At 66.6% G+C, this 11,054-nt stretch carries 8 protein-coding genes and 1 pseudogene; 2 read left to right on the top strand and 7 right to left on the bottom strand.

Features of this window, described 5'->3' with window-relative positions:
- From RUMESO_RS22410 to RUMESO_RS22395, 4 genes and pseudogenes are all read right to left on the bottom strand, one after another.
- Positions 1-421 (bottom strand): annotated as a pseudogene (locus RUMESO_RS22410) (aminomethyltransferase); the annotation flags it as partial.
- Between the two features lie 108 nt (positions 422-529).
- Positions 530-2,455 carry an ABC transporter permease gene (locus RUMESO_RS22405; protein WP_037284005.1) on the bottom strand — a complete coding sequence of 642 codons (1,926 nt, stop codon included), beginning with the start codon at positions 2,453-2,455 and terminating at the stop codon, positions 530-532.
- Complete coding sequence (locus tag RUMESO_RS22400) at positions 2,452-3,483, bottom strand: quaternary amine ABC transporter ATP-binding protein (protein ID WP_037284002.1); 1,032 nt, start codon at positions 3,481-3,483, stop codon at positions 2,452-2,454. Before RUMESO_RS22400 ends, RUMESO_RS22405 begins: the two co-directional genes overlap by 4 nt.
- Positions 3,484-3,566: 83 nt before the next feature.
- A complete protein-coding gene (locus RUMESO_RS22395) occupies positions 3,567-4,511 on the bottom strand; it encodes an ABC transporter substrate-binding protein (RefSeq protein ID WP_037283999.1) in 945 nt (314 codons plus the stop codon).
- Positions 4,512-4,698: 187 nt separating this feature from the next.
- On the opposite strand from RUMESO_RS22395, the gene RUMESO_RS22390 reads away from it, so the two are divergent.
- Positions 4,699-5,403, top strand: coding sequence for a response regulator (locus tag RUMESO_RS22390; RefSeq protein ID WP_037283996.1), 705 nt, complete (start codon positions 4,699-4,701; stop codon positions 5,401-5,403).
- Here the strand turns inward: RUMESO_RS22390 and RUMESO_RS22385 are convergent.
- The gene (locus RUMESO_RS22385; protein ID WP_051521615.1) at positions 5,384-8,278 is read right to left on the bottom strand and encodes an ATP-binding protein; all 2,895 of its coding nucleotides are present in this window, start codon (positions 8,276-8,278) and stop codon (positions 5,384-5,386) included. The genes RUMESO_RS22390 and RUMESO_RS22385 overlap by 20 nt on opposite strands.
- 49 nt (positions 8,279-8,327) lie before the next feature.
- On the opposite strand from RUMESO_RS22385, the gene torT reads away from it, so the two are divergent.
- On the top strand, positions 8,328-9,401 hold the full coding sequence (gene torT, locus RUMESO_RS22380) for a TMAO reductase system periplasmic protein TorT (RefSeq protein ID WP_082484571.1): 1,074 nt from the start codon (positions 8,328-8,330) through the stop codon (positions 9,399-9,401).
- Positions 9,402-9,634: 233 nt separating this feature from the next.
- Here torT and RUMESO_RS22375 read toward each other — a convergent pair whose 3' ends face one another.
- Both RUMESO_RS22375 and RUMESO_RS22370 read right to left on the bottom strand, forming a co-directional pair.
- The gene (locus RUMESO_RS22375; protein WP_037283993.1) at positions 9,635-10,594 is read right to left on the bottom strand and encodes a threonine ammonia-lyase; all 960 of its coding nucleotides are present in this window, start codon (positions 10,592-10,594) and stop codon (positions 9,635-9,637) included.
- Between the two features lie 152 nt (positions 10,595-10,746).
- Positions 10,747-11,054 (bottom strand): transposase (locus RUMESO_RS22370; RefSeq protein WP_037283990.1); only part of this gene is annotated, 308 nt, incomplete at its 5' end.

Below are 11,054 nucleotides of genomic sequence, written 5' to 3'. Positions count from 1 at the left end.
CCGCGACCGCCGTGAAGCCGGCCTGCTCGCCGGCCCGCGTGTCGGGACCGAACAGGTTCACGCTCGTGGCCGGGCCCAGGTCGATCCCCCTGCGCAGCAGCCCGGCGCGCAACCGACCAAGGCCATTCCGGGCCGCCTCGGACCCCGCGAGCATCGCGCGCAAGCCCCGGGCATCGCCGTTCGCCCGCACCCCGAGGAGACCTGCGTCCGGCCGACCCAGGGCATCGGCGGCCACGAGTTCGCAAGCTTGGCCCCCTTCGACGTTCGTGACGACGATCCGGTCGCCGGCTCCGACCCGCACCAGCAGGGCGCCGCCCCCCGGCACTTCATGGCGCTCGCGTCCCAGCGCGAGGCCAACCGTCAGGATGCGGCTCGGGCGGGGTGGGCCAGGGATGACGCTAGGGTAAGGGCTGTCGAACATGGAGCCTCCATTGCCAGGCATCTTGCCTGGACGAACATTTCATTGAGGTAGAGGCTATCGAGTGTCGGTCCTATCCAGATGCAGCAGTCCAGACAGGAAACCATCCGTCTAGAAGCCTAATGACCGGTGACGGCCATCTGACCACCTCAGGATCAGGTGATCCACCATCAGCCCCATGAAGGCGACGGCGAAGCCCAGCACAAGCCCCTTGCCCACATCGGTAGAGGACAACGCGCGCTGCATCTCCTGACCCAGATCCTGCGTCCCGATGAAGGCCGCGATGATTACCATGAACAGCGAGAACATCACCGACTGGTTCGCACCGACCATCATCGTGGGCAGGGCCAACGGCAGCTGCACATGCCTCATGATCTGACCGCGCGTCGCCCCGCTCATGCTCGACGCCTCCACGATCTCCGGAGGGACACCGAGGATGCCCTCGATCGTGTAGCGGATGATTGGGACCGTAGCGAAGACCACGACCGAGGCGACGACCGCTACGTCGTTCACGCCAAAGAGCATGACAACTGGGATCAGGTAGATGAAGCTGGGGAAGGTCTGGAACGTGTCGCACAGGAACAGCAACCGTGCCGCCCGCACCGGCCTCGCGGCGCCCCAAAGCCCGGCGGGAACGCCGATCAGCACCGCCACAAGGACCGAAACGCAAACCATGTAGACGGTGATCATCGCACGGTCCCACCAGCCGGACATGGCGATGGGCAGGAAGAAGGCCAGGCAGACGAGAGCCGAGCGCCTCCCACCGACTGCCCAGCCGATCCCGGCCAGCAGCAGGAGCACCGCCGCAAAGGGAAGCCACAGGAAGGCGTCGCGCAGCGGGATCAGCACCCAAGTGATGAGAAACCAACGCAGCCACTCGGTTACGGGCGTCATCGCCCGGATGAACACCTTCATCGAGGCGTCGACCGGACCGGCCATGCTGAGGGCCTGCTTCCGCTCAACCTCGATGAAGTAGGGATGGAGCCAAGCCAAGGCTGAGGTAAGGGCCACCAGCCCGAGCCAGATCAGAAGAAGGCGGTGCCGCTCGATCCATCGGACGCCAGGCATGTGATGCACAGGCTGCTTCATAGCCCAAGCCTTGGACAGGCGGTCCAGCATGACGGCCAGGAGGACAATCGTGATCCCAATCTCGATCGAAAGCCCGATCTTCAGCGCCTGCAGCAGTTGCAGGAGCTTCTGCCCTAGGCCGGGCATTCCGATGAACGAGGCCAGCACCACCATCGCGAGGCACTGCATCACCACCTGATTGACACCGATCAGGATGTCGGTCCGGGCTGTCGGGATACGCACGCGGGTCAGCAGCTGCCAGCGCGTCGCCCCGCTCATCTTGCCGCTCTCCACGACCTCGGGCGGTACCTTCCGCAGGCCCAGTAGGGTCATCCGGATCATCGGGGGAACCGAGAAGATGATGGTGACGATGGCCGCCGCCTTAGGGCCCACGCCGATGAAGACGACGACCGGGATCATGTAGGCGAAGTGCGGCATCGACTGCGCGATGTTAAGGATGGGATTGAGGAGCCGCTCGAACGCTTGTGACCTCCAGGCCAGCACCCCGAACCCGAGCCCCAGGGCCACCGAGAACGGAGTGGCGACGAGGATTACCGACAGAGTTTCCATCGCCCACTGCCACTGGCCCATTACGGCGATCCAGACGAAGGTCCCCCCGGCAAGCGCAGCCAGTCTCCAGCCGCCCAGCGCAAAGCCTACCATCCCTGCTGACACCGCGATCACCGACCAAGGGATCGGCCCGAGGTGCGGCCAGCGGTTCTTGCCGTAGAGGAGGTTGGCGGTCACGTCGAGGCAGGCCTCCATCACGTCCGAGAAGGCGCGGGTCAGGGTCATCAGGCCGAGATCGTCGCGCAGGAACGCGAAGGCCGCGTTGATCCAGTCGGCGAAGGGGAGGACCATCCACTCGGGCGGGCGCACCAGCCCGGAAGGAAGACTCTCCCGCAACATCACGAGGGCGGCGGCCAGGGCCACCAAGCCCCATGCGACCCGCGCCTGCCCCGCTGTCATGCTGGCTCTCCCAGGAGCAGGTCCACCGCTCGCTGACGGTCGAGTGCGCCAATAACGTGCCCCTGCGCATCTGCGACCGGAATGAAGGCGCGAGAGTCGGATACGATCAGACGCGCCAGGTCGCGAAGGGTTTGGCCGGCCGCGACGGGCTGGCCCTCCGCCCCCGTGCCCTCGGCCGGAATAGCGAGCGCCGCCGCGCGTACCACGCGTGACCTGTCAACCGCCGAGGTGAACTTGGCCACGTACTCGGTCGCCGGGGACATCACGATCCGTTCGGGCGTGTCGCATTGCTCCACCGCACCGTCTTTCATGATGGCGATGCGGTCGGCCAAGCGAAGTGCCTCGTCGAAGTCGTGGGTGATGAAGACGATGGTATTGGACAGCATGCCCTTGAGGCGCAGGAACTCGTCCTGCATCTCGCGCCGGATCAGCGGATCGAGCGCCGAAAAGGGCTCGTCAAGAAACCAGATCTCGGGCTCCACGGCAAGCGAGCGGGCAATCCCCACGCGCTGCTGTTGCCCGCCCGATAGCTCACGTGGGAAATAGCTCTCGCGCCCCTTGAGGCCGACCAACTCCAGCATCTCCATCGCGCGGGCGATGCGCGTCGACCGGTCCTGCCCGCGCATCTCAAGCGGGAAGGCCACGTTGTCGACTACTGTGCGGTGCGGCAGGAGGCCGAAGCTCTGGAATACCATCCCCATCTTGCGCCGGCGCAAGTCGATCAGCTCGGTCTCGGTCATCGCACCGATGTCGCGCCCTTCAACGATGATCGCGCCGCTCGTCACGTCGATGAGGCGCGACAAGCAACGGACCAAGGTAGACTTGCCCGACCCCGAAAGACCCATCACCACCAGCATCTCACCCCGCCCGATGGTAAGCGAGACGTCACGCACCGCCGCGATCAGGCCGCTCTGCCGCAACTCCTCGGCCGAGGGATTGCAGTTAAGGCGGGAGAGGATCCGGTCGGGTCTATCGCCAAAGACTTTCCACAAGTTGCGGCAGGCGATAACTGGCTCCGCCTCGTTCACGTGGCGATCCTTTGGAACGGTTCCCCACCCCGCCGATAGCGGGGGGAGGGTGGTGGACAGGGTCACGGGATCAGGCAACGCGTTCATTCGACCCAGGGTCTCCAGACGTCCTCGTTCGCCTCAAGCCAGGCCGTCGCGGCGTCCTCCGGCTCCATGCCGTCCACGTCCACCATCTTGGCCATCTCAGCGATCTGGGCGTTGGTGAAGTTCACCTGCTGAAGGACCGCGTACGCCGCTGGCCACTTCTCCGGCATCCCATCCCAGGCAGCGATCTTCAGGTAGCCGTTCGCCGGGTTGCCGCAGTCATAGGTCTTGTCCGGAAGCGGGCCAACGGAGGGATCGGTGTCGCAACCTGCCTCCCAGGCCGGAAACTCGACGAACTCGCCTGGCCAGACTGCCTCGGCGAAGTTCGGGGTCCAATTGAAGACGACGATCGGCTTCTGCTGCTCCTCAGCGGCTGAGATCTCGGCCCAGAGGGCCGCGGCGGAGCCCGCGTTCACCACTACGAAGTTCATGCCCAAGGCATCGACCTTTTCCTGGTCGTGCTTGAGCCAATCCACCGGGCCGCCAAGGAACCGGCCCTTGTCTCCGGTCTCGGGGGTGACGAAGAGTGCCGCACATTCATTCAGCGCCTGCCAGTCGGGCAGGCCGGGGCAAGCCTCCTTGGTCCACATCGGATACCACCAGTCTTCGCGCGTGACCGCGTCATGCGTGGCTACATCGTGGATTCCGCCCTTCTCTACCGCCGCGGTGAACGAGGCCCCGTAAGCACCCTCCCAGACCTCCGGCTCAAACGTCACGTCGCCCAGGCGGATGGCTTCGTAGACCGCTTGGCTGTCCGTAGGGACGTATTCGACCGAATCCCCCAGCGACTCGAAGATCTGTCCGATCACGTTGCTCATCACAATCTGGCTCGACCAGTTGTGGATCGGGATGATGATTGGATCGCTGGAATCCTCGGCCCATGCCGCCGCCGCGCAGAGGCCGAGCGAGGCCGTGGTAGCGAGCAGAAGTACCTTACGTTGCATGAAGCATGTTCCCTTCCGTTGGCCGCCCTTCGGGGGCGGAGATTTTCTGGAAGGTCGAGCGCCTTCCCGCGAATCAACGCTAGGGAAGACATGTGAACGCGTCAGACCCCAACGGTGAACGGGATGGAAGGACTTGTTACAGATTGTTAACGAGGAGTATAGCTAAGCCCGCCCGGGGAGGCCCCGAATGACCCAAAGTTCGGCCCATATCGTCATCATCGAAGATGAGCCTGTGACTCGTATGGCACTGGCGGGCTATCTTGAGTCCTTCGGATATCGTGTCACTGCCTGCGCTGGTTCGGAGGCAGCCGAGGTCGTCATGGCCCAGGACGGCGCGGACCTCCTGATTGTGGACATCAACCTCGCAGGCAAGGACGGGCTCGAGATTACCCGCGAGCAGCGCGCACGGTCCGAGATCGGGATCATCCTCCTGTCTGGCCGGACTGACGATGTGGACCGGATCGTGGGGCTGGAGCTTGGCGCCGACGACTACGTCTGCAAGCCCTTCAACCGACGCGAACTCCTAGCGCGTGTGAAGAACCTGCTGCGCCGCACCTCGGCCATGCGCCAACTCGCACGGCGCGTGGTGAGCTTCGCGGGCTTCAGCTTCGACCTCTCCACCCGGCACCTCGTCGCGCCCGACGGGGGCGCGATCCCGTTGACCCGCGCGGAATACGAACTCCTCCGCGCCTTCGTGCTCAACCCCGGCATAGTGCTGGACCGCGACCGCCTTCTCGCCACTATCACACACAGACAGGACGGCACGAACGCGCGAACGGTCGACGTGATGGTAAAGCGGCTCCGTGCCAAGCTACGTGACGACCCCAAGGCGCCGCGTATCCTCGGAACCTCGCATGGGGAAGGCTACGTCTTCACTGCGCCGCTCGCATGAGCGGATGACCAGCCCGGAGAGCGTTCAGCGAAGCGGTCAGGTCGCGCCGGGCAGCCTTTGCGAGGCAGGCGAGGTTCGGAAGCTCGCGGTCGAGACCAGCACAATCCTCCTCGGCCGCCTTGCGCTCGATCCGGTCGAGGCAAGCCACGAGGTCGGGCAGGCTGAAATTGCCTACCGCCCCCTTCAGCCGATGCGCATGGCGGGCCAGGAGCGCGAAGTCCCCCGCATCGCTGGCGCGTGCGAAGTCTTCGATCCCGCCGCCCAGTTGGCCGAGCATCATCTCGACGATCTGGGCCGTCCGCTCCGGCCCGAGATCCGCGAGCACCCCCCGCAACGCCGCCGCCCCGTCCCTGCCGGGTCCAAGCCGCGAGAGCGCCCCGGACAGGTCCTCGGGCGCGATCGGCTTCGGCACCATCTCGATCATCCCAGCATCGAGGCAGGCGGCGATGTCGTCCGCCTGGACATGGGCGGAAATCCCGATCACAGGGACCCCGGCACGCGCCGGGTCGGCCAGCGCGCGGATGCGCCGTGTCGCCTCGATCCCCGAGATGCCCGGCAAGTTCACGTCCATCAGTACCACGTCGAAGCAGCCCGAGCGGATGCGCTCCACGGCCTCCTCGCCGGTCTCGACCATCTCGCGCGAGTGGCCCATCGTATCGAGATAGGCGTCCAGCACGTGCCGGTTGATGTCGTGGTCCTCGACTACCAGGACCGACAGCCCGCCCTCGCTCCACCGCGCGGCGGACAGGGCCGCCGCCGGCTCGGCCGCCCCCTCGGCTGCGGCGAAGCTCGCCACCAGGGTAAAGGTCGAACCGCGCCCCGGTTGGCTGTCCAGCGAGAGCTCCCCACCGATCGCCTCGGCCAGCCGGCGCGAGATCGCGAGCCCGAGCCCCGTGCCGCCATAGGCCCGCGCCGTCTGCGCGTCCTCCTGCTCGAAAGGCTCGAAGATGCGGCCCTGGGCTTCAGGCGCGATCCCCTTGCCAGTGTCCTGTACGCGGAAGACGAGGCCAATCCTTTCTTCGGTCGCCTCAGCCCGTTCGACGGTCAGCGCCACCCCTCCCCTGTCCGTGAACTTCACGGCATTGGATAAGAAGTTAAAGAGGATCTGCCGCAACTTGCCCATATCGCCCTGGAGCGGCGGCACCGGCCCTTCGGGCAGCGCATAGGTCAGGGTCAGGCCCTTCTCCTCGGCCATGGGCGACATCAGCAGGGCGATGTCCCGCACCACTTCGGCGAGATCGAACCGCACGGTCTCCTGCCCCGGCGCGTAACTGTCGGGCTTCAGGTAGTCCAGGATGCTGTTGAGGATGCCCATCAGCCCCTTGCCCGAGGCCAGCGCCGCCTGAAGATGGGCTGACTGTCGCTCGGTGAGGCCGTCGCGGGACAGGCTCCGCAGCATGCCCAAGACCCCGTTCATCGGGGTGCGGATCTCGTGGCTCATCATCGCGAGGAATTCGGACTTCGCCCGATCCGCCGCCTCCGCCCGGCTGCGTGCCGCCTCGTGCGCAGCGACCTCGCCCCGCAGCTTCTCGGTCTGCTCATCCACGAGGCGCTGGAGTTCGTTGCGATGCGCCCTCAGCTCGGCAAGGTAGCGCTCGCGCTCCTCTTCGAGGCTGTGGTTGGCAACGGCCTGCCTACGGAACACCCCGACCGCGCCCTCCATCCGCGCGATCTCGTCGTTGCCTGAGGGCGTGATCGGCGCGCCCAGGTCGCCGTCCGCCAGTCGGATCATCGTGGCGGACAGCGCGTTTAGCCGGCGCACGACGTTACCTCGCACGTAGAACCACAGGACCACCAGCGACACGATGAGAGCGAAGGCCGCCGACCAGGCATAAAGGAGCTGCGTCGCTCGGATCGCTGCCTGGGCTTCCGATCCCGCGGCCACGGCCCGCGCTTGGATGCGGTCGGCCAGCGCCGCCGCCTCGACGTCGAGACTCGCCGCCGCCTCGCGGAGCAACGCCTGCGCCTCCTCGATCCGACCGTTCACCGCGAGGAGGCCCTCGGTTACCTCGAATAGGCCGACCGATTCCGACAGGGGCGCAGGACTGGGCGCAATCCGGCGCAGGAGCGCCAGCGCTCGCTCGGCACGGCTCGGGTCCCTGACCGTCAGGATGCGCCGCGTGGCGATCTCGATCCTCTGGTTCAGATCGACCCTCAGCAGTGCCAGCTCGCTGCCGTCCGCAACCGAGGGGAGCCGATTGAGCAGGAGCCCAATCTCGGCCGCATGGGCGCGCAGCTCGAACATCAGGCGCAGCTGGAACAGATCGACCTCGATCAGCTTGTCCAAAGCGTCCAGCCGCGCCCGCTCGTCCGAGGGACTCGTCTCCTCGATGTCGTAGAGGGACGAGATCACGGCCGAGGTGCCCGTCTCGGCGTTGGCGACCAGCGTATCCGCGATCTCCAGCAGCTCTCCCGTGGCCGCTAGCCCCTCGCGCACCTGTTCGTCCTGCTGCGCGAGGAGCCGGATGCGCTGGCGCACCAGCCGGTCCAGCCCAGTGATTGCCGCTCGCACCTCCTCCTCGGCCCGGACCAGCCCGCTGGGCGCGTCGCTGTCGGCGCCTTCATATCGTGCTAGCCGGTCGCGGAGCGCATCCACCTGCCGGAACAGGAAGGCCGCCCTTTCGGCCCGCGAGGGTTCGGTGGTGACGGCGGCCAACTCCGGCGCGACGGCAACGAGCCGGCTCGTCTCCTCGGTCACGCCACGCACCTCGGAGATGGCCGGGATGGTCTCTGTGACAGCCCTCTCTTGGTTCTGCGCCACGTCGCGCAGCTCCACCCAACCCAGCACGCCCATCGCGGCTGGGGATCCCGCGATCACGAGGAACGCCGCGAGCAGCCGCCCGCCGAGACTAGACTTGGAGAGGATCTTCCGCAAAGTGTCGCCCCTGCGGCCCCCTTGCCGCGGGAGAAGGCTACTACCGTACATGCCCCGTCTCGCAAGCCCGCTCTGCGTCGCACTGTGCATTCTCGCGACCGCCCCGCCCCGGATCGTGGCGGCCGAGGACCTGTGGCCACTTCAGGCCCGCTCCATTCCTTTCGACGACGACAGCCCCGCTGTTCCGCTTGCCTACGCCCCGCTCGACCATGCCTCGCGGCCCTGGCGGCTCTGCATCCTCTACCCGCATCTCAAGGATGCCTACTGGCTCAGCGTGAACTACGGCATGGTCGAGGAAGCGCGGCGGCTCGGCATCTCCTTCACGCTCTACGAGGCTGGGGGCTACCCAAACCTCGATCGCCAGATCGAGCAGGCGAGGCAATGCGGCGAGAGCGGCGCCGACGCCATGATCCTGGGGACCGTCTCCTTCGACGGCCTCACACCGACGGTCGAGGAGGCGGCCCGCCACATGCCCGTGATCGCGGCGGTAAACGACATCGATGACCGCGGGATCACCGCCAAGGCTAGCGTGCCTTGGCGCGAGATGGGGGCCGCCGCGGGCCGGGTGATCGCCGAGAGGCACCCGAAGGACTCAGCGCCCGTCCGCATTGCCTGGTTCCCCGGACCCGAGGGCGCAGGCTGGGTGTCCTTCGTGGAGCAGGGCTTCCGCGAGGCGCTCGCGGACAGCTCGGCCCAGATCGTGGCGACCCGTTACGGCGACACCGGGCTTGAGGAGCAGGTCCTTCTCATCGAAGAGGTACTCGACCGCACGCCCGAGATTGACTACCTCGTCGGCAGCGGCCCGATGGCCGAAGCGGCGGTGTCGATCCTGCGCGCGCGGGGTCAGTCAGACCAGATCGCGATCGTCTCGACGTACATGAGCCATGCCGTATATCGGGGCATCCGGCGCAGCCGCATCCTCGCTGCGCCGACAGATTTCCCTGTCCTACAGGGCAGGCTGGCCGTAGAAATGGCAGTGCGCGCCTTAGAGGGTAGTCTTGTGACCGTCCACGCCGGCCCGGCTATCGTGATAGTCACACAGGACAACGCCCCCGAGGTGGGACCGGCGGAATCGCTTGCTCCGGCCTCCTTCGTGCCGGTCTTTCAGGTTCAGGCCGAGTGACCACATGACGTGTTATGGTACGCGAACTGATTGGTGGACGCGCAAGTCAGCGATCGACCTTAAGCGGCTGAGCGCCACCATCGCCGTTCTGCTTTGGCAAGCCGATGCCGTTCTCCTTCATCTGCTCGCTTGCTCGGGTTAAACTCGCGGGGGCAACATGGTTCAGGCTCCGGTCTAAACGGGCTTCTCAAGAGCCCAGCCGTGCACACATGACAACGCCATTCATCAGCGCGCTAAGCCTCCAGCGCCCGCGCGAAGACGCTTGGGTCGACGTTGCCACCCGAGGCGACGGCGATCACCGCCTCGCCATCGATCTGGTCGCGACGGAACAGCGCCGCCGCGAGCGAGACAGCGCCTCCGGGCTCTAGAACGATGCGCAGGTGGCGGAAGGCCAGGGCCATGGCGCGGAGCGCCTCTTCGTCGGTCACCGCGAGGCCTGGGCCGCAATGCGCTTGGAGAAGCGGAAAGGTGAGGCGGCCGGGGGTGGGGGTCATGATCGCGTCGCAGATGGTCGTGCCACCCGGCGCGTTTAGGATGGGCTCCCCGGCCTCAATGCTGCGGGCGACGTCGTCGAAGCCCTGCGGCTCGACAGTGCGGACGCGCAGGCCGGGCGCCTCGGCGGCGAGCGCCAGGGCGATGCCGGCGGACAGGCCCCCTCCACCACAGCAGACCAGGACATCGGCTCGCCCGACCCCCTCCTCAGCGGCCTGAGCGGCGATCTCGAGCCCGGTTGTGCCCTGGCCCGCGATTACCTCCGGGTGGTCAAAGGGCGGAATAAGCGCGAGCCCTCGCTGCTCCGCGAGACGCGCCCCCAAGGCGTTGCGGTCGTCGCGGAGACGGTCGTAGAGGACGACCTCGGCGCCCCAGGCGTGGGTTCCCTCGATCTTGGCGCGCGGCGCGTCGGCGGGCATCAGCACGACGCAGGGCAGGCCGCAGTTCGCCGCCGCTCGGGCGACACCCTGCCCATGGTTGCCCGAGGACATGGCCAGGATACCAGGGCTGTCCTTGGGCAGGCTCGTGACTGCGGCCCAGCCGCCGCGCGCCTTAAAGCTTCCAGTGTGCTGGAGGCACTCGGCCTTCACCAGCACCCGCCGTCCGGCCAGCACGTCAAGGGTGGGTGCCGACAGGAGCGGCGTGCGGCGGATCGCGCCGTGGGCGCGATCGGCGGCGGCGCGGATCATGTCTATGTTCATGCCGATACCTTTGCACAAGAGGCGAGCCAGTTCCGCAGGTCCGCAAAAGATCCGGATTGGACGGGGAAGGCAACCTGACCGCGGTCCAGTACTTCGGCCATGAGGAGGTCAAGGCGGCGCATCTCCGCCACCTTAGTGGTTCATCCGGCAAGTCAGGCTGCTTTTGGCGGCAGAGCGATCCCGGGCTGGCGTCGTGGCTGGTGCCGGCGCCGCCGGCCCCAGACGAACGGATGCCGGTGATCGTTCCAGTAGACTGTTGCCCGCTCCACCGCTTGCGCGATCTCCTCCCAGCTTTCAAACCGCCGGCCCTTCAGCGCCAGGGAGCGCAGCACCTTCCACCACGGCTCGATCAGGTTGAGGTAGGCTGCGTACTTCGGCTGGAAAACCATCTCCCAGCGCGGATGCGTCAGCAGGAACAGCAGCACGTCCGTGGCGCGATGCGTGCTCAGGTTGTCGACGA

This window comes from Rubellimicrobium mesophilum DSM 19309 (assembly GCF_000600335.2).
GTDB classification, from domain to species: Bacteria; Pseudomonadota; Alphaproteobacteria; order Rhodobacterales; family Rhodobacteraceae; genus Rubellimicrobium; species Rubellimicrobium mesophilum.
The sequence above is the reverse complement of the archived record's forward strand: the minus strand, read 5'-3'. Positions and strand labels throughout refer to the sequence as shown.

Coding starts and splice junctions, on each gene's coding strand:
- RUMESO_RS22405 (WP_037284005.1), bottom strand. CDS start 2,455: ATGACAGCGGGGCAGGCGCGGGTCGCATGGGGCTTGGTGGCCCTGGCC.
- RUMESO_RS22395 (WP_037283999.1), bottom strand. CDS start 4,511: ATGCAACGTAAGGTACTTCTGCTCGCTACCACGGCCTCGCTCGGCCTC.
- RUMESO_RS22390 (WP_037283996.1), top strand. CDS start 4,699: ATGACCCAAAGTTCGGCCCATATCGTCATCATCGAAGATGAGCCTGTG.
- torT (WP_082484571.1), top strand. CDS start 8,328: ATGCCCCGTCTCGCAAGCCCGCTCTGCGTCGCACTGTGCATTCTCGCG.
- RUMESO_RS22375 (WP_037283993.1), bottom strand. CDS start 10,594: ATGAACATAGACATGATCCGCGCCGCCGCCGATCGCGCCCACGGCGCG.